At 65.0% G+C, this 24,828-nt stretch carries 26 protein-coding genes; 20 read left to right on the forward strand and 6 right to left on the reverse strand.

What is annotated here, in order from left to right; genetic code table 11:
* Positions 1 to 12: 12 nt before the first annotated feature.
* Complete coding sequence (motB, locus tag Atep_RS14995; protein WP_236786271.1) at positions 13 to 942, forward strand: flagellar motor protein MotB; 930 nt, start codon at positions 13 to 15, stop codon at positions 940 to 942.
* A gap of 25 nt (positions 943 to 967) precedes the next feature.
* On the opposite strand, the gene Atep_RS15000 is transcribed toward motB, so the two are convergent.
* Entirely contained in the window at positions 968 to 1,948 is a 981-nt protein-coding gene (locus tag Atep_RS15000) for an IS481 family transposase (protein WP_213379241.1), read from the reverse strand.
* A 17-nt stretch (positions 1,949 to 1,965) separates the two neighbouring features.
* Here Atep_RS15000 and Atep_RS15005 point away from each other — a divergent pair, with 17 nt between their 5' ends.
* The 15 genes from Atep_RS15005 to Atep_RS15075 all read left to right on the forward strand — a co-directional run bounded on the left by Atep_RS15005 (position 1,966) and on the right by Atep_RS15075 (position 16,073).
* Entirely contained in the window at positions 1,966 to 2,400 is a 435-nt protein-coding gene (locus tag Atep_RS15005) for a hypothetical protein (protein ID WP_213379242.1), read from the forward strand.
* Positions 2,401 to 2,605: 205 nt separating this feature from the next.
* Positions 2,606 to 4,369, forward strand: a complete 1,764-nt coding sequence (ilvB, locus tag Atep_RS15010) for a biosynthetic-type acetolactate synthase large subunit (RefSeq protein WP_213379243.1) — start codon at positions 2,606 to 2,608, stop codon at positions 4,367 to 4,369.
* Between the two features lie 16 nt (positions 4,370 to 4,385).
* Complete coding sequence (gene ilvN / locus Atep_RS15015) at positions 4,386 to 4,877, forward strand: acetolactate synthase small subunit (RefSeq protein ID WP_213379244.1); 492 nt, start codon at positions 4,386 to 4,388, stop codon at positions 4,875 to 4,877.
* Between the two features lie 61 nt (positions 4,878 to 4,938).
* On the forward strand, positions 4,939 to 5,955 hold the full coding sequence (gene ilvC / locus Atep_RS15020) for a ketol-acid reductoisomerase (protein ID WP_213381793.1): 1,017 nt from the start codon (positions 4,939 to 4,941) through the stop codon (positions 5,953 to 5,955).
* A 185-nt stretch (positions 5,956 to 6,140) separates the two neighbouring features.
* The gene (locus Atep_RS15025) at positions 6,141 to 6,431 is read left to right on the forward strand and encodes a type II toxin-antitoxin system RelE/ParE family toxin (RefSeq protein WP_419467096.1); all 291 of its coding nucleotides are present in this window, start codon (positions 6,141 to 6,143) and stop codon (positions 6,429 to 6,431) included.
* Entirely contained in the window at positions 6,391 to 6,702 is a 312-nt protein-coding gene (locus Atep_RS15030; RefSeq protein WP_236786273.1) for a helix-turn-helix domain-containing protein, read from the forward strand. The genes Atep_RS15025 and Atep_RS15030 overlap by 41 nt, the downstream gene beginning before the upstream one ends.
* A gap of 3 nt (positions 6,703 to 6,705) precedes the next feature.
* A complete protein-coding gene (gene ybgC, locus Atep_RS15035; protein ID WP_213379245.1) occupies positions 6,706 to 7,125 on the forward strand; it encodes a tol-pal system-associated acyl-CoA thioesterase in 420 nt (139 codons plus the stop codon).
* 12 nt (positions 7,126 to 7,137) lie between these two features.
* Positions 7,138 to 7,812 (forward strand): protein TolQ, encoded by a 675-nt coding sequence (gene tolQ / locus Atep_RS15040; protein ID WP_213379246.1) that lies wholly within the window; start codon positions 7,138 to 7,140, stop codon positions 7,810 to 7,812.
* A gap of 22 nt (positions 7,813 to 7,834) precedes the next feature.
* Positions 7,835 to 8,278: a protein TolR gene (tolR, locus tag Atep_RS15045; RefSeq protein ID WP_213379247.1), complete on the forward strand. Its 444-nt coding sequence runs from the start codon at positions 7,835 to 7,837 to the stop codon at positions 8,276 to 8,278.
* Between the two features lie 2 nt (positions 8,279 to 8,280).
* Positions 8,281 to 9,492 carry a cell envelope integrity protein TolA gene (tolA, locus tag Atep_RS15050; protein ID WP_213379248.1) on the forward strand — a complete coding sequence of 404 codons (1,212 nt, stop codon included), beginning with the start codon at positions 8,281 to 8,283 and terminating at the stop codon, positions 9,490 to 9,492.
* A gap of 30 nt (positions 9,493 to 9,522) precedes the next feature.
* Positions 9,523 to 10,800, forward strand: coding sequence for a Tol-Pal system beta propeller repeat protein TolB (gene tolB / locus Atep_RS15055; protein WP_213379249.1), 1,278 nt, complete (start codon positions 9,523 to 9,525; stop codon positions 10,798 to 10,800).
* A gap of 80 nt (positions 10,801 to 10,880) precedes the next feature.
* Positions 10,881 to 11,411 carry a peptidoglycan-associated lipoprotein Pal gene (pal, locus tag Atep_RS15060; protein WP_213379250.1) on the forward strand — a complete coding sequence of 177 codons (531 nt, stop codon included), beginning with the start codon at positions 10,881 to 10,883 and terminating at the stop codon, positions 11,409 to 11,411.
* 46 nt (positions 11,412 to 11,457) lie between these two features.
* Positions 11,458 to 12,291: a tol-pal system protein YbgF gene (gene ybgF, locus Atep_RS15065; protein ID WP_236786275.1), complete on the forward strand. Its 834-nt coding sequence runs from the start codon at positions 11,458 to 11,460 to the stop codon at positions 12,289 to 12,291.
* A gap of 38 nt (positions 12,292 to 12,329) precedes the next feature.
* Positions 12,330 to 13,586 (forward strand): HD-GYP domain-containing protein, encoded by a 1,257-nt coding sequence (locus Atep_RS15070; RefSeq protein ID WP_213379254.1) that lies wholly within the window; start codon positions 12,330 to 12,332, stop codon positions 13,584 to 13,586.
* Between the two features lie 51 nt (positions 13,587 to 13,637).
* Positions 13,638 to 16,073 (forward strand): sensor domain-containing protein, encoded by a 2,436-nt coding sequence (locus Atep_RS15075; protein ID WP_213379256.1) that lies wholly within the window; start codon positions 13,638 to 13,640, stop codon positions 16,071 to 16,073.
* A 21-nt stretch (positions 16,074 to 16,094) separates the two neighbouring features.
* On the opposite strand, the gene Atep_RS15080 is transcribed toward Atep_RS15075, so the two are convergent.
* From Atep_RS15080 to Atep_RS15095, 5 genes are all read right to left on the reverse strand, one after another.
* The gene (locus tag Atep_RS15080; protein WP_213379258.1) at positions 16,095 to 16,415 is read right to left on the reverse strand and encodes a BolA family protein; all 321 of its coding nucleotides are present in this window, start codon (positions 16,413 to 16,415) and stop codon (positions 16,095 to 16,097) included.
* Positions 16,416 to 16,462: 47 nt separating this feature from the next.
* The gene (locus Atep_RS15085) at positions 16,463 to 17,350 is read right to left on the reverse strand and encodes a hypothetical protein (RefSeq protein WP_213381800.1); all 888 of its coding nucleotides are present in this window, start codon (positions 17,348 to 17,350) and stop codon (positions 16,463 to 16,465) included.
* Between the two features lie 63 nt (positions 17,351 to 17,413).
* The gene (locus Atep_RS15090; RefSeq protein ID WP_213379260.1) at positions 17,414 to 17,989 is read right to left on the reverse strand and encodes an ankyrin repeat domain-containing protein; all 576 of its coding nucleotides are present in this window, start codon (positions 17,987 to 17,989) and stop codon (positions 17,414 to 17,416) included.
* A 53-nt stretch (positions 17,990 to 18,042) separates the two neighbouring features.
* Positions 18,043 to 18,321: an IclR family transcriptional regulator domain-containing protein gene (locus Atep_RS17200; RefSeq protein ID WP_419467503.1), complete on the reverse strand. Its 279-nt coding sequence runs from the start codon at positions 18,319 to 18,321 to the stop codon at positions 18,043 to 18,045.
* Positions 18,318 to 18,875 (reverse strand): IclR family transcriptional regulator, encoded by a 558-nt coding sequence (locus Atep_RS15095; RefSeq protein WP_272876296.1) that lies wholly within the window; start codon positions 18,873 to 18,875, stop codon positions 18,318 to 18,320. Before Atep_RS15095 ends, Atep_RS17200 begins: the two co-directional genes overlap by 4 nt.
* A 141-nt stretch (positions 18,876 to 19,016) precedes the next feature.
* Here Atep_RS15095 and Atep_RS15100 point away from each other — a divergent pair, with 141 nt between their 5' ends.
* The 4 genes from Atep_RS15100 (at position 19,017) to Atep_RS15115 (ending at position 24,813) form a co-directional block, all read left to right on the forward strand.
* The gene (locus Atep_RS15100) at positions 19,017 to 21,269 is read left to right on the forward strand and encodes a phosphoketolase family protein (RefSeq protein WP_213379262.1); all 2,253 of its coding nucleotides are present in this window, start codon (positions 19,017 to 19,019) and stop codon (positions 21,267 to 21,269) included.
* 146 nt (positions 21,270 to 21,415) lie between these two features.
* Positions 21,416 to 22,741 (forward strand): four-carbon acid sugar kinase family protein, encoded by a 1,326-nt coding sequence (locus Atep_RS15105; protein WP_213379264.1) that lies wholly within the window; start codon positions 21,416 to 21,418, stop codon positions 22,739 to 22,741.
* A 110-nt stretch (positions 22,742 to 22,851) separates the two neighbouring features.
* Positions 22,852 to 23,736 carry an ABC transporter ATP-binding protein gene (locus Atep_RS15110; protein ID WP_213379266.1) on the forward strand — a complete coding sequence of 295 codons (885 nt, stop codon included), beginning with the start codon at positions 22,852 to 22,854 and terminating at the stop codon, positions 23,734 to 23,736.
* Between the two features lie 3 nt (positions 23,737 to 23,739).
* Entirely contained in the window at positions 23,740 to 24,813 is a 1,074-nt protein-coding gene (locus tag Atep_RS15115) for an ABC transporter permease (protein WP_213379268.1), read from the forward strand.
* The last annotated feature ends 15 nt before the right edge of the window (positions 24,814 to 24,828 follow it).

The raw sequence follows: 24,828 nt of genomic DNA on the forward strand, positions 1-24,828 counted from the left end.
CGCGAAGCGTCCATGGCGATCAACGAGTCCAAACAGCCCATCATCGTCAAGAAGATCGTCAAGAAGGGCGGGCATCACGGCGGGGCCTGGAAGATCGCCTTCGCCGACTTCGCGACCGCCATGATGGCCTTCTTCATGCTGCTGTGGATCCTGGGCGCCACGACCGAGGAGCAGAAGGCGGCGATCTCGGACTATTTCAACAATCCCTCGGTCTTCATGGGCATCGCGACCTCGCCCTCGCAGGCCATGGGCGAGGGCACAGGCTCCAAGCCCTCGCTCATCGACTTCGAGGGCGCGATCGACATGGGGCCGCTCCAGGATCCCATGCTCGATCCCGAACAGATCGCGGCCCTGGCCGACGAGCAGGACGCCGCACGCCTGGCCTCACTCAAGGAGATCCTGGAGCACAAGCTGGATCAGAGCAGTACGCTGGCGCCCTACAAGGATCAGCTCCTGATCGACATCGTGCCCGAGGGGTTGCGCATCCAGATCGTCGACAAGGAGCACAGGCCCATGTTCGATCTCGGCAGCGCCAAGCTCAAGAACTATACCTCCGACATCCTGCGCGAGCTGGGCGCGCTGATCAATCAGGTGCCCAACCGCATCAGTCTCACCGGACACACGGATGCGCGCCCGCTGGGAGATCCTTCCTACAGCAACTGGGAGCTGTCCACCGAGCGGGCGAACGCGGCACGCCGCGCGCTGGTGGCCGGCGGGATGCGTGCGGAGAAGGTCGGGCGCGTGGTCGGTTTCGCCTCGACCGTGCCCTTCGACAAGAGCGATCCGAACAACCCGATCAATCGTCGGATCAGTCTCATCGTGCTGACCCGCGAGGCCGACGAGGCCATGCATGAGGAGCGTGCGCTACTCGAATCCGGCCGTGAACCGGCGCCGCCGCGTCCTCCAGGTGTGCCGGCGCCTCCTGCGCCGTCCATCGATTGACGCCGCTGAAAGTTCTCCAGCCCGGTTAATTCAATTCCCTGTCAAGTCCCCGGAGATTGTAGACACGCTTTTTGAAGCGTTCGGGGCGTTTCTCGCGCCGGTCCTTGAGTGCCTGGATCGGGGCGATGTGGCCGAGGGCTTTCTGCGGAAGGTGTTGGTTATAGACCTGAACGTAGCGCTCGATGGTCCGGGCCAAAGACTCGGCGGAGTCGAAGCGGGTGGTGGTCAAGACCTCTGAAAGGCGCCCGTTGAAGCGCTCGATCATGCCGTTGGTCTGGGGGGTGCGCGGCTGAATAAGGCGATGCTCAATGGTGTTGGCCGAGCAGACCTGATCGAAGCGATGGCGCCCGGTGGGTTCGCGTTCCCCCGTGGCACCGAAGCGGTCGGTGAATTCTTTACCGTTATCGGTCAAGACCTTGGTGATGTTGAACGGGGCCTTGGCGATGAGCCGCTCCAGGAAGCCGGCGGCGTTCCGGGCGGTTTTCTCGGGCAGGATCTCGACATAGACCCGGCGCGTGGCCCGATCGATCGCGGCAAAGAGGGACTGAGCGCGGTCCTCATCCGGCATTCGCGGCAGGTACTTCACGTCGACATGGACAAAGCCCGGTTCGTAGTCCTTGAAACACTTGACCGGGCGGGCGTCCGGATCGATGGGCCGGGGCCGGAGGGCCTGGAGGTTGGAGACGCCATGACGGCGCAGACAGCGATCCAGGCCCGAGCGCGAGACAGTGGTGCTGATAAACTCGTGGGTGACGGCCAGCAGGTCATCAAGCGGCAACAGGAGCGTTTTACGCAACTCGACCACGACCGCCTCCTGCGCCGGCGTCAGGCGCGTGTGGAGACGGTGCGAGGCGTCCTCGGTGCCGGAGCGCCGACGCCACTTCAACACCGTCTGACGGCTCCGCCCATAGCGCTCGGCCGGCTCGCGGGTCGAGCGCGTCGAGGACTGGCGTTCACGACGGATGGCCGGTGTCGTGCGGGCGTTTTTGTGCAGACGGATGACCATGGCAACGAAACCTTCGCGTGTTCATTCTGGACGCGCTGGGCCGTGCTCAAACTCCGCGACAAGTCGCTGGAGCACCTCGCGGGCAAGGAACAAAGGATAACTCCTGCGCGGCACATAATCACACGGGACGCAACACGGGGATTGATCCCATCGGCTTGATACTGATCTTCCTTCTCCTTGATCTCATGTGCCACCAGCTCACGTTGGGCTTCGTTACCGCTGCTGAGCGCCTGCCGTACCTTCTCGGCCAGCCGGTTTTGCAGATAGTCGTCGATTTCGCCCGCGCGGGCGTTGAGGATGCGGTAGATACCGAAGTCGAGTTCCGGGCGGTCGATCTGGAAGATCTCACGCAGCTTGGCGACGAGTTCCTGAAATTTTGGGTTCTGTTAAGTTGGTCATGGCCTGCGACTGGGTGCATCGGGTGTAAGATTGACTATGACTGGCCATTCTAGCTAAAACACCTCGTTTGAAGCCTGCCATCGATTCGGAGAACTTATCGGCCGCACGCATCTTGACCACTTCCCGCGATCCCTGTAACGTCAACCTCTTTTTCAATTTCTAGTCTTCTCTCTCCCGGAATCCTCAAGCCCGTCGGCGTTCCACGCCCGGCGCGCGGGTGGCGTTCCGGCGAGCGGGCCGAAGCGGAGGTCGCTCAAGGTGTCACAGACTGATGCGCAACCAGAGGGGGCGGGGCCGGAACTGAGCGGGGCGGAGATCGTCATCCAGGCGCTGGTCGACGAAGGCGTCGAGCTGGTCTTCGGCTACCCCGGCGGGGCGGTACTGCATATCTACGATGCCCTGTTCAAACAGGGCTCGCTCAAGCACATCCTGGTGCGCCACGAGCAGGCGGCGGCCCATGCGGCCGACGGCTATGCGCGCGCCACCGGTAAGTGCGGCGTCTGCCTCGTCACCTCGGGGCCGGGCGCGACCAACGCCGTCACCGGCATCGCCACCGCCTACATGGACTCGATCCCGATGGTGGTGCTGACCGGCCAGGTGCCCACGCCCTTCATCGGCAGCGATGCCTTCCAGGAGGTCGACACGGTCGGCATCACCCGTCCGTGCGTCAAGCACAACTTCCTGGTCAAGGACGTGCGCGATCTGGCCCTGACCATCCGCAAGGCGTTCCATATCGCGACCACGGGGCGTCCGGGGCCGGTCGTGGTCGACATCCCCAAGGACGTCACCGACCCCAACATCCGGATCCCTTACGTCTACCCGCGCGAGATCAAGCTGCGCTCCTACAACCCGGTGGAGAAGGGCCATCTGGGCCAGATCCGCAAGGCCGTCGATCTGATGCTCGCGGCCAAGCGCCCGGTGTTCTATACCGGCGGCGGCGTGGTGCTCGGCGACGGCTCGGCGCAACTGACGGAACTGGTGAAGGCGACCGGTTTCCCGATCACCAGCACCCTGATGGGCCTGGGCGCCTTCCCCATGACCGACCCGCAGTTCCTCGGCATGTTGGGGATGCACGGCACCTATGAAGCCAACATGGCGATGCACGAGACCGACGTGCTGATCGCCGTCGGCGCGCGTTTCGACGACCGCGTCACCGGCAAGATCGAGCATTTCTGCCCGCACGCCCGGATCATCCACATCGACGTCGACCCGTCTTCGATCGCCAAGAACGTCAAGGTCGATGTGCCGATCGTCGGTCAGGTCGCGAGCGTGCTCGCCGACATGCTCAGACTCTATCGCGAGCAGCAGCCGAAGTCGCCCGCCGGCGCGCTCGACGACTGGTGGGCCAAGATCGGCGAGTGGCGTGCGCTCGATTGCCTCAAGTATCCGGCCAACACCGAGGCCATCAAGCCGCAGTTCGCCGTCGAGACGCTCTACAAGGTCACCAACGGCGAACTCTATCTGGCCTCCGACGTCGGCCAGCACCAGATGTTCGCCGCCCAGTTCTATCAATTCGATAAACCGCGACGCTGGATCAACTCGGGCGGACTCGGCACCATGGGCTATGGTCTGCCGGCGGCGATCGGCGCCCAACTGGCCCATCCCGAGGCGCAGGTGGCCTGTATCTCGGGCGATGCCAGCATCCTGATGTGCATCCAGGAGCTGGCGACCTGCCAGCAATACCGGCTGCCGATCAAGGTGGTGCTGCTCAACAACGGCTACATGGGCATGGTGCGCCAGTGGCAGGAGCTGTTCTACGAGAGCCGCTACTCGCACTCCTATGTCGACGCGCTGCCCGACTTCGTCAAGCTCGCCGAGAGCTTCGGCCATGTCGGGATGCGGATCGAACGGCCCGAGCACCTGGAAGACGCCATGCGTGAAGCCTTCGCCATGCGTGACCGCTTCGTCTTCATGGATGTGATCGTCGACCCGACCGAGAACGTCTATCCCATGATCGCCGCCGGCAAGGGCCATCACGAGATGCAGCTCTCGCCGAGCCACTCCGACCGCGAACTGGCCTGATTTGTAGGAACCGGATATGAGACACATCATCGCCGTGCTGCTGGAGAACGAGGCCGGAGCGCTCTCGCGCGTCGCCGGACTGTTCTCGGCCCGTGGCTACAACATCGAATCGCTCACGGTCGCCCCCACCGACGACCCCACGCTCTCGCGCATGACGCTGGTGACGACCGGCAACGACGAGATCGTCGAGCAGATCAAGAAGCAGTTGAACAAGCTCATCGACACCGTCAAGCTCGTCGACCTCTCCGAGGGCGATCACATCGAGCGCGAGATGCTGATGGTCAAGGTGCGCGCCGAGCGTCCCGACCGCGAGGAACTCAAGCGGCTGACGGACATCTTCCGCGCCAAGATCATCGACGTGACCGACGTGAGCTATGTCATCGAACTGACCGGCGCCTCGCGTAAACTCGACGCCTTCATCGATGCGCTGCCCGAGGGACTGATCATCGAGGTCGTCCGCTCCGGTCCCACCGGCATCGCCCGCGGCGCCAAGGGTTTGACCCTCTAAACCCCGTTTCGAACCGATGTTCGAACCCGATCCATCCAAGACTAGGATTCATCGCATGACCATCAACGTGTATTACGACAAAGACGCCGACCTGTCGCTGATCCAAGGGAAGAAAGTGACCATCGTCGGCTATGGCTCGCAGGGCCATGCCCACGCCAACAACCTCAAGGACTCCGGCGTCTCCGTCACCGTGGCGCTGCGTCCGGGTTCGGCCTCGGCGGCCAAGGCCACCAACGCCGGTCTGGCCGTCAAGCCGATCGCTGAAGCCGTGGCCGACGCCGACGTGGTCATGATCCTGGCCCCCGACGAACATCAGGCGGCGCTCTATCGCGATGAGATCGCGCCTAACATCAAGCAGGGCGCGGCCCTGGCCTTCGCCCACGGCTTCAACGTCCACTTCGGCCAGATCGTGCCGCGTGAGGATCTGGACGTCATCATGATCGCGCCCAAGGGTCCGGGCCATCTGGTGCGCTCGACCTACACCCAGGGCGGCGGCGTGCCCTCGCTGATCGCGGTCCATCAGGACGCCACCGGCAACGCGCGCGACATCGCTATGGCCTATGCCTCGGCCAACGGCGGCGGTCGTGCCGGCATCATCGAGACCACCTTCCGCGAGGAGTGCGAGACCGACCTGTTCGGTGAGCAGGTGGTGCTGTGCGGCGGTCTGACCTCGCTGATCCAGGCCGGTTTCGAGACCCTGGTCGAGGCCGGTTACGCGCCCGAGATGGCCTACTTCGAGTGTCTGCACGAAGTGAAGCTGATCGTCGACCTCATCTACGAGGGCGGCATCGCCAACATGCGCTACTCGATCTCCAACACCGCCGAGTACGGTGATCTGACCCGCGGCCCGCGCATCATCACCGACGAGACCAAGGCCGAGATGAAGCGCATCCTGCGCGAGATCCAGACCGGTCAGTTCGCCAAGGAGTTCATCCTGGAGAACCAGGCCGGCGCAGCTTCGATGAAGGCCATGCGTCGTCTCGGCGCCGAGCATCAGATCGAGGAGGTCGGCGAGCGTCTGCGTGAGATGATGCCCTGGATCCGCGAGAAGAAGCTGGTCGACAAGACCCGCAACTGATCCTTGATCCATCCGGTGACGAAGCTTCGGCTTCGTCACCGGCATCCAAAGCGTGTCAGACGCCCTCTTTATTGGCCAGTTGTGCGAAGTTAGCACGTAAGCTAACATTTTCGGCATGAACTGGACTGTCAGTTATTTCAATGAGCACGTGCAGCGTGAGATCAGCGAGTGGCCGGTCGGCATTTATGCCGACTTTTTTGCGACTCGTCTTTTTGATGGAGGAGCACGGTGCCGATCTGCGGCTACCGCACTCCCGCGCCTTGGGGCATGGACTCTTCGAGCTGCGCTGCAAAGGCGAGGAAGGCATTGGCCGCGCGTTCTACTGCACGATGGTCGAACGCCGGATCGTCATCCTGCACAGCTTCATAAAGAAAACGCAGGAAACGCCTCCCCGTGAACTGAAGACGGCCCGCAAACGACTGAAGGAGGTCCGTAATGGAGACCGAACAATTCAAGCCGGTGCGCCTCGATGCTAAGGCAGAACTTGCCCGCGCCATGCAGCGGCCCGAGTTCAAGGCGGCTTGGGATGGGCTGGAAGAAGAGTACTCCGCTCTCAACGAACTGCTTCGAGCACGCAAGCAGGCCGGCCTGACTCAAGAGGAAGTCGCGGCCCGCATGGGTACGACCAAAAGCGCCGTCTCCCGTCTGGAAGCCTCGATCCGCAGCGAAAACCACTCGCCCTCGTTCGCAACGCTGCGCAAATACGCGCATGCCTGCGGCAAACAGCTCGTCATCAAGCTGGTCTGAGCGATGTCGACGGAAGATTCCCCCCGCTCCGGTTTCGACTGGCCGGTGCGTGTCTATTACGAAGACACGGACGCCGGCGGCGTCGTCTTCTATGCCAACTATCTGCGCTTCATGGAGCGTGGCCGTACCGAATGGCTGCGCGCGCTCGGCTTCGAGCAGGACCAGTTGCGCGCGGAACAGGGCGTCGTCTTCGCGGTCACAGCGGTCGATCTCAAGTATCTGACCCCGGCGCGCTTCAATGAGCTGCTGACGGTGCGTTCCAGTCTCACCCACAAGGGCGGCGCCAGCCTGGAGTTCGAGCAAAATATCCTGCGCGTCACCGATCAGGCCGTCTGCTGTCGCGGTTCGGTCAAGGTGGCTTGTATCGATGCGGCGACCCTGCGTCCGCGCCGTCTGCCGGACCGGCTGGCGGCGGCGATCTGAGTAAAAAATCCCATGACATCCGATCTGTCCCTCTTCGCTCTGATCCTCAATGCCAGCCTGGTGGTGCAACTGGTGCTGCTGGTGCTGGTGGTCGCTTCGGTCATCTCCTGGACCATGATCCTGGACCGTGCCCGCGTCCTCGGGCGCGCGCGCAAGCTGGCCGACCGCTTCGAGGAGCGCTTCTGGTCCGGCGGCGATCTGGGGGCGCTCTACAAGGAGCTGAGTCAGGACGAGAAGGGCGGTCAGGGGCTGGCGGTGATCTTTCGCGCCGGTTTCAAGGAGTTCGTGCGGCTGCGCAAGGTCGAGGACACCGATATGCCGTCAGTGCTGCAAGGGGCCGAGCGCTCGATGCGCGTGGCCCTGAGCCGCGAGATGGACCGTCTCGAAACCAATCTGGCCTTCCTGGCCACCGTCGGTTCGACCAGTCCCTATATCGGGCTGTTCGGTACCGTCTGGGGCATCATGCAGTCCTTCCATGCACTCGGCAACGTCGAGCAGGCGACCCTGGCGCTGGTCGCGCCCGGCATCTCGGAGGCGCTGGTCGCCACCGCCATCGGATTGTTCGCCGCCATTCCGGCGGTCATCGCCTACAACCGTTACTCCAATCAGGTCGAGCGGCTCAACAACCGCTACGAGGAGTTCGCCGAGGAGTTCGCGACCCTGCTCCAGCGCCAGGGGCGCGGCTGAGCGGGGCAGGGGGCTTCGACACATGGTCAAGCACAGTCGCCGCCGCACCCGCCGTCGTCTCATGGCCGAGATCAACGTCGTGCCCTATATCGACGTGATGCTGGTGCTGCTGGTCATCTTCATGGTCACGGCGCCGCTCATCACCAGCGGGGTCAAGGTCAGTCTGCCTCAGGTCAAGACCGGCGCCATCACCGGACCGGCCACGGAGTCGGTCGTCATCACCGTCGATCAGTTCGGCGACTATTACATCGACGTCGGCGCCGAGAAGCATCAGCCGGCGAGCGATCAGATCCTCTATGACCGTCTGCGGGTGGTGCTCGAATACCAGCCCGACACGCCGATCCTGGTGCGGGGCGACAACAGCGTCGACTATGGGCGCGTGGTGCGTGCCATGGCCATCGCCCAGAAGGCCGGCGCGCCCGAGGTCGGTCTGATCACCGTGCCGCCGGAGCGCCGCGAGCCCTGACCATGTGGGAGATCCTGCGCGTCAATCCGCGCGCCTTCTACTGGTCGCTCGGACTGCATCTGTTCTTTGCGCTGCTGTTCTTCGTCGGGATCGATGTCCTGAAGCCCAAGCCGGACATCGGCTCCAAGGCGCGTGTTGTCCAGGCGAGTCTGGTCTCGGATCGGGCGCTGGAGGCGCTGGTGTCCGATCTGGAGACCGGCACGGCTGGATCTCCGATGGGTTCGACGCCGCAGACGGACACTGGGGTCGAGACGCCGGTTCCGGATCTGCCCGAGCCTGAGTTACCTGCATCCGATTCTACCGAGGCCGAACGTCCCACTCGGTCTGAGCCATCCGAGCCGCAACCACCCGAACCCGATCCGGCCGAGCTGGAGGCCCAGCGTCTCGCCGCTGAGGAAGAGGCTCGTCGCGCGGCTGAGCTGGCCGCCCAGCGCGAGGCACAGGAAGCCGCTCGACGCGAGGCCGAGGACGCGGCCCGGCGCGAAGCCCTGGAGCGCGAGGCGCAGCGTCAGGCCGAACTGGAAGCCCAGCGTCTCGCCGAAGAGCAGGCTCAGGCACGCCGCCGCGCCGAGCAGGAAGCCGAGGTCCGCGCGCGTGCCGAGGAAGAAGCGCGTCGTCTGGCCGAACTTGAACGCCAACGGGCGGAAGAGGAACGTCTGGCCCGAGAAGCGCGCGAGCGTGCCGAGCAGGAGGCACGGCGCATGGAGGCCGAACGCGAACGTCTGCGCCAGGAAGCCGAGCGACTGGCCGCCGAGGAAGCGGCGCGGTTGGAAGCGGAACTGGAACGCGAACGTCGACAGCAGCTCGCCGAGGAAGCGGAGCGGCTGGCGCAGGAGGAAGAACGTCGTCTGGCCGAAGATATGTTGCAGCTGCAACTGGCTGAAGAAGAGTCTCCGGTCAGCTATGATCGTGCGAACCAAGGAATCACCGAAGCCACTAAAGCGTATGGCGAAAGGATTGGCTTGCATGTCGAACAATACTGGATAAGGCCCACTGAATTAAATCAGGATGTGTCCTCTGAGGCTCTCGTTCTTGTACGCCTTACTCAAAGCGGAGATGTCATAGAGGCACGGATTATTCAAAGCAATGGAAGCGCGCTTTTCGAGCAATCAGTGCTAGCAGCTGTAAATAAGGCCAGTCCTCTTCCTGTGCCGGATGGTCCAGAGTTCGAAAATTTTCGACAATTCCGATTTAATTTCAGGCCCAGGAGATAAAGCGTGATGATTTCAGGCAAGCGTCGATGGATGAAGTTTTTCCTCGTCATTTGTTTACTTCCGATTTACTCCGCTTCCGCCCAACTGACGATTGAGATTACAGGCGGAGTCGAGGCCGCCCAGCCCATCGCCATCGTCCCCTTCGGCGCCGCTGAGGGCGGAATCCCGCCGGTCGACATGGCCGCCATCATCGGCGCCGATCTCGCCCGTACCGGGCACTTCCGACCGATGCCGACCCGCGACATGCTCGACATGCCGACCACGCGCGAGGAAGTCGACTTCCGGGACTGGAGCCTGCTCGGCATGAACAACCTGGTCATCGGCCGGATCGAACCGGACCCCACGGGCTATCGGGTCAGCTTCAGCCTGTTCGACGTCTTTCGCGGCACCGAGCTGGCCGGCTCCAGTCTGGTCAGCACCAAGTCCGGGATGCGCCAGACCGCGCACCGCATCGCCGACGACATCTATGAAAAGCTCACCGGCCAGCCGGGCGTGGCCGCGACCCGCATCGCCTATATCACCTCCACCGGCAGTGGCGACAACCTGACCGTGACCCTGCGCGTGGCCGATGCCGACGGCTACAATCCGCAGACCATCGTCTCCTCGGCCGAACCGCTCATGTCGCCCGCCTGGTCGCCGGACGGCCGGCGGCTCGCCTATGTCTCGTTCGAGAACAAGCGCGCAGCCATCTATATCCAGGAACTCAGCTCAGGGCGGCGCGAGCTGGTCGCCGGCCATCCGGGCATCAACGGCTCGCCGGCCTTCTCGCCCGACGGCACGCGCCTGGCGATGACGCTCTCCAAGGACGGCAATCCCGACATCTACAGTCTCAATCTGCTCAGCCGCGAACTCACCCGGCTCACCGATCACTACGCGATCGACACCGAGCCGTCCTGGTCGCCCGACGGCCAGTCGATCATCTTCACCTCGGATCGGGGCGGCAGTCCGCAGATCTATCGCATGGCCGCCACGGGCGGTGCGGCCGAGCGCATCAGCCGCGAAGGCAACTACAATGGACGGGCGTCCTATGCGCCGGACGGACGCTCGATCGTCATGGTCACGCGCGTCAACGGCGCCTTTCGGATCGGGGTGCTGGATCCGGCGCGCGGCGTGACGCGCCTGCTCAGTCGCGGTGATCTGGATGAGTCGCCGAGTTTCGCGCCCAACGGCGCCATGGTCATCTATGCCGCCATCCACGGCGGTCGCGGTGTGCTGGAGACCGCCTCGGTCGAGGGCGGCGGCAGTCAGCGTCTCACCCAGGACTCGGGACAGGTGCGCGAACCGGCCTGGTCGCCGCTGAGACGTTGAAACCGACGCTGAGGCCGTGTTGCCGCCCGGCGAGCGCTTTCGGCAAGATAGACTATCCATTCATCAGGAGAATCCACGAAATGACTGCATCCCGCACCACGCACCTGGCCGCGCTGCTCCTGATCCTGTCCGGCGCCGGACTCGCCGGTTGCGCCTCCAAGCCCGCGCCGGGCGACACGTCCGCATCCATGCCGACGCCGACCGTCGGAGGCGCCGCGACCACGGCGCCACTGGAGTCCACCCGCCCGACCTATGCCGGTCCCTGGGAAGACCCGTCCAGTCCGCTCTACGAGCGCACCATCTATTTCGATTACGACAACGCTGAGATCAAGCCGCAGTACCTCACCCTGATCCGCACCCATGCGCGCTATCTCGGCAGCCAGCCCGGTACGCGCGTCACCCTGGAAGGACATACCGACGAGCGCGGCACGCGCGAATACAATCTGGCCCTGGGCGACCAGCGCGCCGAGGCCGTGCGCCGCTTCATGCTCGCCGAGGGTGTTCCGGCCAAGCAGCTCGCGACCCTGAGCTATGGCGAGGAGCGTCCGGCCGACCCCGGACACAGCGAGGCGTCCTGGCGCCTGAACCGTCGCGTCATCATCCAGTACTGAGGTGAGCCCCATGCCGCCGTCCGTTCGATCTCTATCGTTTCCAGCCATGCTGGCCCTGGGTGGACTGATCATGCCCAGTCTCGGGGCCGCCCAACCTGAACTCGAGGGCCGCATCGGGCGTCTCGAACGCATCCTGGAGAACCAGAGCGGCTCGGATCTGCTGCTCCAGATGCAGCGTCTGCAAAGCGAGGTGCAGGAACTGCGCGGCATGGTCGAGCAGCAGCGCTTCGACATCGACCGGCTCCAGCGCCAGCAGCGCGATCAGTTCCTGGATCTCGACGCACGGCTCGCCGGTACCGGACGCGCATCCGGGCCGGATGGCGGCGGGACGGCGGAGTCGACACTCCCGCCCGGCGTCGTGGATGCGAGCGGTACGGGACTGGACGCACCGCCCGGCGCGAACCCATCCGGGAATCTCGTGACGCCGCCCGTGCCCGCGAGTCCGGGGGCGACCGGGATTCCATCCCTGCCCGCGCCCGAGACCCAGGGGGCCGGCGAGCGCGATCTCTACAGCCAGGCCTTCGAGCATCTCAAGGAGCGCCAATACCAGGAGGCCAAGACCGCCTTCAACGAACTCCTGCGCCGCTATCCTCAGGGCGAATACTCCGACAACGCCCGCTACTGGCTCGGCGAGACCTACTATGTGCTGCGCGAGTATCCGGCCGCCCTGGCCGAATACGACCGGCTGGTCCAGCTCAGTCCGACCAGCGCCAAGGTACCGGGCGCGCTGCTCAAGATCGGCTTCATCCAGTACGAGCAGAACGCCGTCGAGCAGGCCAGGGCGACCCTGGAGCGCGTGGTCCGCGACTATCCGAACAGCACCGAGGCCAGGCTCGCCCGCGATCGCCTGGAACGGGGCGCGCGCGAGCCGAGACCTTGAGCGCCGGTCCACCCGACCAGGCCCACGGAGAGGCGGACATGAGTGATATCCAGGCCCAATTCATCGATGTCGACGAGCTGCGTGTCGGTCTGTACATCTATCTGGATCTCGGCTGGATGGGCCATCCGTTCGCGCTCAACAACTTCAAGATCGACTCCGAGAGCCAGATCGAGACCATTCGCGGACTCGGCCTGAAGCGGTTGCGCTGGTCGCCCGAACTCAGCGATCCGCCCGCATCCGCCGATCCGGTGGTCAGGCTCGAAACACCGGTCGCGCCACCCACGCCGGCCGAGCAGCAACGCCGCCTCCTGTTGGACCAGCAGGCCAGTCTGGCCCGCTGTGAGCGCGAGTTCGCCGATGCCGCGCGCGCCTTTCGCGACATCCTCAAGCTCGCGTGCGCGCAGCCCGAACTGGCATACGAGCGGGCGCGGGCCATGGCCGATGGTCTGGTCCGGAGGCTGCTCGATCAGGGTGAGTCCTGTATTCGTCTGCTGTCGGAGCAGGCCGGCGAACAGATCTCGCTGCATGCGATCAATGTCTCCGTCATCGCGCTGCTGCTCGGCCAGCGTCTCGGTCTGGACGCCGCCGCGCTCGATCGGCTCGCGCTCGGCGCCCTGCTGCACGACATCGGCAAGGTCGCGTTGCCCGAGCGTCTGCGCTGGCGTGACGCCGTGGTCAGCGCCGCCGAACGCAAGCTGTTCCAGCGCCATGTCGAGCATGGCGTCGAGCTGGCCGCGCGCATGGGACTGGACGCCGAGATCGGCGCGATCATCGCCCAGCATCACGAATACGTGGACGGGAGCGGCTTTCCGGGACGTCTGCGCGGTGAGCAGTTGACCTATCCGTCGCGCATCGTGGCCCTGGTCAATCATTACGACATGCTGTGCAATCCGTCCAATCCGGTGGCGGCCATCACGCCGCATCAGGCGCTGTCGTTGATGTTCGCTCAGTCACGCGACAAGTTCGACGCGGACATTCTGGCCGTCTTCATCCGCATGATGGGCGTCTATCCGCCCGGTTCGGTGGTGGTGCTCAGCGACGGGCGTCATGCGCTGGTGGTCTCGGTGAACGCCGCGCGTCCACTCAAGCCGCGGGTGATCGTCCATGAACCCAGGATTCCGCGCGAGGAGGCGCTCCTGGTCGACCTCGAACACGAAGAGAAGTTGAGTATCCGTCAGAGCCTGAAACCGCTGCAACTGCCGCGCGCGGTCTTCGATTATCTGCTGCCGCGTCAGCGGATCTGCTATTTTTTCGAGCGTGCGCGCGAATCCATGGATCGTCCCAAGCCGCCATGATCCGGGACATCTTGCAGGTCCACCACTGGCCAGGGTGCCGAGGATGACGACTTGACCACCGATCTCGACCTTGCACAAGCGCTCATCGACGAGCTGATCGAAGCGGTGTGGCTGGTTGATGCAGGTGATCAGCGTCTGCTGGCCGTCAATCGGGCGGCCGAGGATCTGCTCGGTCAGGATCGCGCCTCCCTGATCGGGCGGCCCGTGAGCGAATTGGCCTGTACACCGGAAGATCTGTTCTTCTGGGAGGACGTGGCCGCCGGTCGCGGCGATACCCTGATCTCGGAGACGCTGCTGCGTCGCCGGGACGGAACCCTGGTGATGGTTCTGCGTCGGGTCGGGCGGGTGTCCTGCCCGGATGGCCGATGTCTCTATCTGGCCTGTTTCTCCAATCAGAGCGAGCGGCGCGCGGTCGAGAACGAACTCGAGAAACTGGTCGCCGAACTGCGCGCGACCCTGGAATCGAGCGCCGACGGCATCCTGGTCACGGACCTCGATGGCGCGATCCGCAGCTTCAATCAGCGCTTCGCCGAATTGTGGGGTCTGCCCGCCGCGCTCCTGACCGAGCGCAACGATGCAGGAATCCACGACTGGATGGCGCGCGAGGTGCTCGATGCCGAGGGTTATGCCGTGCGTCTCCAGGCCATTGCCCAGAATCCCCTGCTGGAGGCCTCGGACCTGCTGACCCTGCGCCGGGGGCGTGTGCTGGAGCGCGTGACCCTGCCGCAGTACGCACGCGGGCGTCCCATCGGGCGCGTCTATGCGTTCCGCGACATCACCCAGCGCCTGCAGGACGAGCAGGGGCTGAAGCTCGCGGCGCGCGTGTTCGAGGCCAGTCTGGACGCCATCTTCGTCACCGACCCCGAGTTCGGGATCGTGGCCGTCAATCCGGCGGGTGAGGGCATGACCGGCCGCACCGGCGTCGAGCTGATCGGTCAGCGGCTCGATGCCTCGCTGCGGCTCCGGTCCGACGAGACGCTCGACCCGGACATCCGGGCGGCGCTCGACCGCTGCGGTCACTGGCAGGGCGAGATCGAGCAGCGTCATGCCAATGGTTCGACCATCCCCTGTCTGGTCTCGCTGATACGGGTGCCGGATGACGCGGGGCAACCCGTTCACTATGTCGGCTTCGTCAAGGATCTGTCCGAGACGGTGGAGGCGCGCCGGCGTATCGAGCAACTGGCCTTCAACGACGCCCTGACCGGACTGCCGAACCGGCTCCGGCTCACCGAGCGGCTGGAGTTCAGCATCGAGATGGCCCGGCGCGAGGACACACGCTTCGCCGTGCTCTTCATCGACATCGACCGCTTCAAGCACATCAACGATTCGCTGGGGCACGTCTTCGGCGACCGGGTGCTGATCGAGGTGGCGCGGCGCATCCAGCAGTGTCTGCGTCATGTCGACACCATTGCGCGTCTGGGGGGCGACGAGTTCGTGCTCCTGCTGCATCGGGTCGAGGCCCGTGAGGCCGAACTGGTCGCGCGCCGGTTGCTGGAGATCATGGCCCAGCCCTTCGAGCTCGACGGGCTGAAGTTCTCGCTCTCGTGCAGTATCGGCATCGCGCTCTACCCGGAGGACGGCGAGACGCTCGACGACCTGATCAAGAACGCCGACAGCGCCATGTATCACGTCAAGGAGCACGGTCGGGGCGATTGCTGTTTCTATCAGCGCCAGATGAATGTCGATCTGCTCGAACGGGTGCAGCTCGATCACGCCATGCGCGAGGCGCTGCAGCAGGGCTGTTTCCGGCTCGCCTATCAGCCGCAGATCGATCTGCAGAGCGGTCTGGTGATCGGGGCCGAGGCCCTGGTGCGCTGGACGGATCCCAATCTGGGCCAACTCTCGCCGGGACGCTTCATCCCCATCGCCGAGGAGACCGGCTTCATCGTCGCGCTCGGCGGTTGGGTGTTGCGCGAGGCGATCCGGCAGGGGGCGCGCTGGCATGCTCAGGGCATCGAGCTGGCGCTATCGGTGAACGTCTCGGCGACGCAGTTCCAGCAGGCCAACTTCATCGACTCGCTGGCGCAGTGCCTGGGTGAGACGGGGCTGCCGCCGGGGCGGCTGGAGCTGGAACTCACCGAGTCCATCCTCATCCACAACGTCGAGGAGACACTGCGCCGGCTCGAAGATCTGGTAGCGCTTGGGGTGCGGTTGTCGATCGACGATTTCGGCACCGGCTACTCCAGTCTGGCCTATCTGAAACGCTTTCCGATCCACAAGCTCAAGATCGACCAGTCTTTCGTGCGCGACATCCCGCACGACGAGAGCGATACCGCCATCGCCAAGGCCGTGATCGGTCTGGCCGGCGTGCTCAAGCTACGGGTGATCGCTGAGGGGGTCGAGACCGACATCCAGCGTCAGTTCCTGCTGGATGCCGGGTGTCATGAGTTCCAGGGCTATCTGTGCGCGCCGGCCCTGGAGCCGGCGGCCTTTCTGGCGCGGATCAAGCAGATCGGTCTGGCGCACCCGGTGCCGCGATCGGACTGAGGGGCGCACCCACGGTCGGATTCAGACGTCGGCGTCCCTGCCTCCGCCCAGGCAGGGGGGCGATTCGGGCGCGCCGCCCTTGGCCTGCCATTCCTCCGGCGTCCAGGTGTGCATGGTCAGCGCATGCAGACCCTGGCTGAACTCGTCGGCGAGCAGTTCGTTGAGTCGGCGATGGCGTTCGATCAACGCGACATCCTCGAAGGTCTCGCTCACGACCAGGAGCTTGAAGTGGGATTCGGAGTCCGGCGGGACGGCGTGCATATAGCTCTCGTCGACCACGTCCAGATACAGGGGCGCGAGGGTCTCTTGGATCCGGGTCTCGATACGCTGCTTACGACTCATGATGGCGGGATCTCCGTGTGGTGGAATCGGTTCGCGGTTCGGTTCGGTCAGCTCTGTTCTTGGTTCGGATCTGGGTCTGATCGATCGCCCGACAGTTCGATGTGCTCGGTGACGAGCCGGCTTCGTGCAGCCTCCAGGATCCGGTGCTGGGTCTCCCGCAGACGCGGATCGCTCAACGCCTCCCGCTCGATCACTTCCAGGCGTCCGTAGAGACTCAGGCGCAGATGCTCGAGGGTGCGCACATGGAGTCTGAGATCGTCGAGCAGGCGCGTGAATTCACGGCGTGTCGGTGTGGCCCCGAGCGACTCGAACAACCGGGTCAGGGCATCGAAGACGGGCTGCGCATCCGGCCCCAGACCGAAGTCCGCCGGATGATAAACCAGTTGGCGCTCGGACTGGCGACCGATCCAGAGTCGGAAGCTCTCCTGGCGCAGGGAGTGATAGAGCGGTTGCTCCGAGATCAGGATGAGCAAGAGCCGGTTGGGATCGGCGAAATAGGAGCCGCCGCGCACCTCCCAGAACCCGTCCTTGATCAGACGGTGGAGACGGATGTGCTCGCGGAAGTCGGCGGCCTGGAGCTGGTCGAGGATCAGCACGGTCGGATCGCCCTCGCTTTGGGCGCAGGCTTCGCTGACGATGCGGTCGAACGGCTCGATCGGCGGTTCCTCGCGCCCGAGTTCGTCCCGGCTCGGCGGCAGGATCACGTCCGGCAACGGCGGATGGGTGTCGGTGAAGTCGTGATAGAGGATCTGCCGGAAGTCGAGCGCGCGGGCGAGGGCGTTGGCAAAGGCGGTCTTGCGCCGCTCGCCGTCGCCCTCGATGTTCAGGGCGCGGATCCCTGAGGTTGGTGTTTCGAGCAGACAGCGGATCTGGAATTCGTAGTCGTCGTTGGACTCGAATCCGTGCTCGGTCAGTTTTTCGGTGAGGCTCGGCATGAGGCCAAGCATAATCGCGACCGCGCTCCAGCCCAAGCGGTTGCGTGGCCGGGCGGCATGATTTCAGCGCAGCAGGGCCAGGATCTCGTCGTGTCCGCTCTCGCTTGCCCAATCGGCGGCGGTCTTGCCGTCGAAGTCCTTGAGCGTCCGGTCGGCGTTATGTTCGAGCAGTGTCTTGACGCCGGCGACATGACCTTGCTTGGCGGCCCAGATCAGGGCTGTCCAGCCCATGGTCGATTCCTGATGGTCGACCATGGCGCCGCGTTCGAGCAGCGTTTTCACGATGGCGGCATGGTTGTTCGAGGCGGCGAGCATCATGGCCGTATAGCCGCCCGAGTCCATGGCGTCGACCTGGGCGCCGGCCTGGAGCAGACGCTCCACGATGGCGGCATGGCCGTTGAGCGCGGCCTTCATGAGCGGCGTCCAGTCGCAACTGTCGCGGACATTGGGTTGGCGATTGCGCGCCAGAAGCTGTTCGACGGCGCTCAGGTCGCCCTGTTCGGCGGCCTCGATCAGGGCCATGCCCGGACCATCGGGCGCCATGGCAGTGTTCGAGCCGGCGCCGGAACCGGACTGTCCGCACCCGGCCAGCAGTGACAGCAGAATGATGACGAGAAGGAGTGTGTAGGGCTTGTTCATGGCCGCGCATTCTCGTCCTCCGGGTTCGGACGGCCAATGACAATGCGCAGTCGTCAGGCATTCTCCCGCTTCGGCGCGGACTGCTCGCCATCGGCACGATAGCCGAGCTGCGCCGAGAGACTCCGACCCGCCTCGATCAACGCCTCGATCCACTCCAGACGCCGACGTGCGATCGGCGCCGACACCGACAGCCCGGCGCTGACATTGCCCGTTCCATCGCGGATCAAGACCCCGATGCACCCGACGTCGATCTCGGCCTCCTCGTCGTCGAGCGCATAGCCGCGCGCGAGCGATTCGCGACAGGCCGCGATCAGGTCGGGCAGGGCCGTCAGGGTTTACGGGTGTAGGCCGGCAGGTTGGTGCGCTGGGCATAGGCGCGGATGGCGTCCTCACCGCTCGCGCCCAGCATCAGCTTGCCGACGGCCGTCACATGCAGGGGCGCGCGCGAGCCGATGAGTTGCTGGACGTGGATCATGCGATTAGGCGTGGCCTTCTCGATATAGACCACGGAATCACCCTCGCGGATGGTGAGATTGATGGTTTCACCAAAGCGGTCGCGCAACGCCTCCATGACCGGGCGGGCGAGGGCGCGCACATCGATGTTGCCGTGCAGCCGCACGCCGAGTTGCAGCAGACGCCGACCGAGCCGGTAGTGACTGGCCGCATCCTTCTCGACGAACTGGTTCTGGATCAGGGACGCGAGGATGCGATGGGCGGTCGAGACGTTCAGCCCGGTCTCGGCGGCCAGGATCTTGAGACTGACCGGCTCGGGATAGCGGGCGATGGCGTCGAGCAGGGCGGCGGCGCGGTCGATGACCTGGATGCCTGGGGTTCGCGCGCTGTCTTCCGGGGTGTCGGCGGGTTGAGATGGTGTGTCTGGGGTCATGGTGACGGCTCCGTTGATGAATTGCTGGATTTTCGTATAGTGAAATCTATCCTCTATTGCGAAAAATCAATGCCGTCTCTACAGTCTCTCCAACGCCAAGGGCTACGCGCCCAACCGATACCGACCGAGAGGGAGAGACCCATGACCCAAGCCGCCACTCCGATCAGTCACGACAGCGCCAAGCCCGATTTCCGCGACGGTATCCTGCATTTCGGTGCACTGCCGGTCGACTTCGAGCACCTGGGCCGGACACCGGCGATCGGCGAGGGTCGCGCGGCCATCGATGTCATCGATGACGCGGCCGTGCAACAGACCCAGTGGACGGCCGATGCCCTGCGCTATCTGACGCTCCAGCTCTGCGCCTCCAAACAGTCCGGTCATCCGGGCGGTTTCGCCAGCTCGGCCGATGCCTATGCGGCGCTGGTGATGCTGGGTCATACCAACATCGTCACCGAGGTCGGTCATCACGCACCCGGTTTCTACAGCGCCATGTTCCTCGACGGCTCACTGGAATCCATGGGCATCCACACCATGACCGAGCTTCAGGCGCGCTTTCGCGAGCGCGACGGTCTGCTGGGTCATCTCTCGGGCGCGATTCCCGGACTGTTGGCCCCGGCCGGTCCGCTCGGTCAGGGCCAGCACTTCGCCATGGCCGGGGCCTATCTCAACCGCGACCGGCTCTTTCCCTGCACCATCGGTGACGGCGGTCTCGGCGAGCCCTACATCCTCTCGGCCATGAAGCACTTCCACACCGCCTACCCGGAAGTGACCAACTTTCTGCCGGTGCTGGTCTGGAACGGCTACAGCCAGGAGCATCATTCGATGGTGTCGCGGATGGACAACGACGCCATGATCGCCTACTGGCGCGCGCACGACTTCGAGCGTGTGATCCTGATCGACGCCAAGGACTTCGACGACGCCGGGCAGGAAGGGCCCTATGTCGACAGTACGCTCTTCGGTCCCGAGGCGCGGCTGGCCTTCTCGCGCGCGGTGCTCGAAGGGATGCACGCCGCCGCCGAATCGGCGCTCGGCGGGACGCTGACGGCGGTGATCCTCAAGCAGCTCAAGGGCGCCGGTGTGCACGCGAGCGGCGCCAAGTCGCACAATCTCTATCCGGGCGACACGGCCGAGAAACCCAACATCGCCGCCGCCCTGGAGCGCGGCGCCCTGGCGCCCGAGATCTGGGCACTGATCCGGACCAACATGAGCCGCGCCGGCGGCGGGCCGGCCGCGCGGACCGTGGTCACGGAGTTCGAGCGCCAACTACCCGAGATCGGTCAACTCCCGCTGCACGAATTCGCACGCGGCGAGCAGGCGGTTCCGGCCGGCGCCCTGGCGACCCTGGTGGCCGAACTGGGTCGACGCGACCCGCTGTTCGTCGTCACCAACGCCGACGGCAACGAAGCCTCGGCCATGAAGGCGATCAACGACGCGCTCAAGATCCGCCATCCGACCGCCGATCCGCTCTACAACCAGTCGCCGAGCGGTCAGGTCTACGAGCCGCTGAACGAGGACGCCTGCGCCGGACTTGCGGCCGGGATCGCGCTCTTCGGCGGACGTTCGCTGTGGCTGTCCTACGAGAGTTTCGCCATCAACGGCTGGCCGATCGTGCAGACCGTGGGTCAGGCGATGGCCGAGCTGCGGCGCAAGACACCGGCGATGGTGTCGATGTTCACCGCCGGTGCGCTGGAGCAGGGACGCAACGGCTGGACCCATCAGCGTCCCGAGATCGAGAACTACATCGGTGGTCAGGTGCGCAACGGCAACGTCTATCTGCTCTATCCGACCGACGCCAACATGATCCAGGCCGCCTATGCCTGGGCGGTCGAGCAGTCCAACAAGTGCATCAGTATCGTGGCCTCCAAGTCGGCGTTGCCGGTGCATACCACGCTCGATCAGGCGCGCGAGGCGATCGAGCGCGGGGCGATCTGTTTGTATGAATCGGCGCATGGGGGGCGCGGAACCCTGGTCTTCGCCGTGACGGGCGACATGGTGTTCCAGCCGGTGTTCGCCGCCAAGGATCGGCTGGAAGCGGCTGGCTATCGGGTGCGCATCGTCGCCGTGGTCAACCCGCGCCGGCTCTATCGTGAGCGCGATGTCGCCTGGTCGCACAGTGCGCAGCCGGATGGACGGTTCATGTCGGATGCGGAGTTCGAGGCGCTCTTTGCGGGCGAGGCGTTGATCGGGGTGAGCGGCGGCGGGACCGTGGCTCTGGAGCCGGTGCTGTTGCGCTCGCGGGCGGCGGGACGCGATCTGATCGGCTGGCAGCGCGGCGAGACCACCGCCAGCCCGGCCGAGATCATGGCCTACAACGGTATCTCGCCCGAGAGTCTGGAGCAGCGCGCGCTGGAGCTGCTGGATTCCGAGGGCGCGCGTCCGGATCGGGCGGCTTAGGTTGGAGCGGGGCGGCTCGGGGTACGGCTGCCGGGGGGACGCCGTGAATACATCCCTGTAGGCTTGACGGCCGCATCCATGCGGCCGACACCCCCCGGCAGCCGCATCCCGAGCCTCGTGCCTGAGAACTTTTCGCGGAGCCGCTGATGAACGATTCTCCTACGACCAAGATCATCGCCATCGACGACGACCCGACCGGCTGTCAGACGGTGCATTCCTGTCTGCTGCTGACGCGCTGGGATGTGGAGACGCTCGTCGAGGCGCTGAACGACGAGTCATCCCTATTCTTCGTGTTGAGCAACACGCGCGGTCTGGATGCTGCGCAGGCCGCGACCGTGACGCGCGAGATCTGCGTCAATCTGCGTGCGGCGCTCGATCGGCTCGCGGGGGATGGGCAGCCGATCCGGCCGTTGATCGTCAGCCGTTCGGATTCGACGCTGCGCGGTCACTATCCGGTCGAGACCGATGTCATCGCCGAGGAGCTTGGCCCCTTCGATGCGCATTTCCTGGTGCCGGCCTTCTTCGAGGGCGGACGGATCACGCGCGATGGGGTGCATTATCTGCTGGTCGACGGCCGGCCGGTGCCGGTCAACGAGACCGAATTCGCGCGCGATTCGGTCTTCGGTTTCACGCACGCCTTTCTGCCCGATTATGTGGCGGAGAAGACCGGCGGGCGCATCCAGGCCGGCGAGGTCGAGCGTTTCGGTCTGGACGAGGTGCGGGGCGAGATCGGCGCGCGCCTGCTGAGCCTGAGCGGGAACCGCTGCTGTGTGGTCGATGCCGAGCGTCAGGCCGATCTCGACGGCTTCGCGCGTCAGGTGCTCGCGGCGGTGGGGGAGGGCAAGCGTTTTCTGTTTCGCAGCGCGGCCAGTCTCCTGACCGCCTTTGCCGCCCTGCCGCCGCAGCCGGTCGCGGCACGGTCCATGTCGGCCTATGTGCGCGGCGGACGACCCGGCGTGGTGCTGGTCGGCTCGCATGTGGCCAAGTCGAGCCGGCAGTTGCAGACCCTGATCGAGACGACCGACGTGGTGCCGGTCGAGATCGATCTGGAGCGTCTGGTTCAGGACGAGGAGGGGCTGTTCGAGACGATCATCGACCGTCTGGAGACGGCCCAGCACGAGAGCCGTAATCTGGTGCTCTATACCAGCCGCGGCGAGCGCCGGTTTCCGACCACGGCCGAGCGTCTGGCCTTCGGCGAGCGGGTCTCGGGCTTTCTGGTGCGGATCGTCCGGAACCTGCCGCGCGAGACCGGTTTCCTGATCGGCAAGGGCGGCATCACCTCGAACGACACCCTCAGTCAGGGGCTGGCGCTACGCACGGCGCGCGTGCTCGGCCAGATCCTGCCCGGCTGTCCGGTGGTGTGCTGTCCGGCCGATCATCCGCGCCTGCCCGAGCTGCCGGTGGTCATCTTTCCGGGCAACGTCGGCGATGATGCCTCACTGGCCGAGGTCTATCGCATCCTGACCGCTTGATCGCTGATCCCTGACGATGGTATCCAATGCGCGTAATTAGGACAGCGCATTGATCCTGCTGGTGTGCATACCAGGGAACACCTCGCGCTGAAACACAAGGAACCCAACCCATGACCGCCTTGATCGAAGCCCGCAATCTGGTCCGTCTCTATCCCGGCGGCGTGCGCGCGGTCGACGGTCTCAGCTTCCAGGTCGCGCCCGGCGAATGCTTCGGGCTGCTGGGGCCGAACGGCGCGGGCAAGACGACCACGCTTGAAATGCTCGAAGGCATCCAGACCCCGACCTCGGGAGAGGTGCTGTTCAAGGGGCGACCGCTGGGGCGCGATGATAGCGAGTCGATCGGCATCCAGTTCCAGGCCACGGCGCTCCAGGACTTCCAGACCGTCGCCGAGTCGCTGGCCATGTTCGCCAGCCTCTATCGACGCCATGCCGATCGCGACGAGCTCATCCGGCTCTGTCATCTGAGCGACATCCTCGACCGCGACACCCGCAAGCTCTCCGGCGGCCAGCGTCAGCGGCTGCTGCTGGCCATCGCTCTGGTCAATGATCCCGAGCTGGTGTTCCTCGATGAGCCGACCACCGGACTCGATCCGCAGTCGCGGCGCAATTTCTGGGGCCTGATCGAGCAGGTACGCCGGCGCGGGACCACGGTGCTGATCACGACTCACTATATGGAGGAAGCCGAGCGGCTGTGTGATCGGGTCGCCATCGTCGATCAGGGGCGAATCCTCGTCGAGGGACGACCGGAAGCGCTGATTCGCGACCGGTTCCCGGCACGTTTGATCCGGCTGCCGGACTCAGCCTGGCCGGCGGGTGTGCCGCTACCGCCCGAGGCACTGGTACGCAACGGCGAGATCGAGTTGCCGACTGCGGAGGTCGCGCCCCGGCTCGACGAACTGGAGCGCATCGGCGCCGATCTGAGCGCCCTGCGCGTGGCCACGCCCAATCTGGAAGACCTCTTTCTCAAGCTCACCGGACACACACTCAGGACTTGACCCATGTGGACACGCATCCGCGCCATCCTGGTCGCGCGCAACCGGGAGTTCTACCGTGATCGCGCCGGTCTGGGCTGGAATCTCCTGATGCCGCTGCTGATGGTACTGGGCTTTGCCTTCATCTTCCAGGACGAGCAGTCCGATCTGCTCAAGATCGGCGTGCTGACGCCGGGCGATACGCTGAGCGGGGTCGAGTCGCCCGTACTCGAACTGGAGCATGTGACCTTCGTCCCCGTACCCGTGGCGGATCTGGCGGCGGCCATCGTCAAGGTCGAACGCCATCAACTGGATCTGCTGCTCGATCCGAGCGCGGTGCCGCCGCGCTATTGGATCAATGACGACTCGGCCAAGGGCTATCTGGCCGAGCGACTTTTGCTGGTGTCCGAGGCATCGGAAACGGAAGATACTGAAGTATCCGGGATCGAGGCCGGCGCCAATACGAATGCCGAACCCGAACGCCAGACACTGAGCGGCGCGGCTCTGCGCTATGTCGACTGGGTACTGCCGGGCGTGCTGGCGATGAACATCCTGTTCTCTAGCCTGTGGGGTGTGGGCTGGGTGATCGTGCGCTATCGCAAGAACGGCGTGCTGCGCCGGCTCAAGGCCACGCCGCTGAGTCCCTGGGAGTTCCTGACCGCGCAGGTGCTCTCGCGGCTGCTGGTGGTGCTGGGGGCGAGTCTGATCGTCTATCTGGGCGCGGCCTGGCTGCTGGACGTGCCGATGCGCGGTTCCTATGCGGCGCTGGCGCTGGTCTATGTCGCCGGGTCGCTGTGTCTGATCAGTCTGGGGCTGATCGTCGCCGCACGTCTGCGTACCGAGGAACTGGCCGATGGACTGCTCAATCTGCTGTCCTGGCCGATGCTGCTGCTGTCTGGGGTGTGGTTCTCGATGGAGGGCACCAGTGCGCCGGCGCAATGGGTCTCGCAGGCGTTGCCGCTGACGCATCTGGTCGCGGCGGCGCGCGCGGTGATGATCGATGGGGCGGGTGTGGTGGAGGTCTTGCCGGAGATCGGCGTGCTGCTGGCGCTGGCGGTCGCTTTCCTGACCCTGGCGACCTGGATGTTTCGCTGGGAGTGATCCGGCGAATCGGGA

The organism is Allochromatium tepidum (assembly GCF_018409545.1).
Classification (GTDB): Bacteria; Pseudomonadota; Gammaproteobacteria; order Chromatiales; family Chromatiaceae; genus Thermochromatium; species Thermochromatium tepidum_A.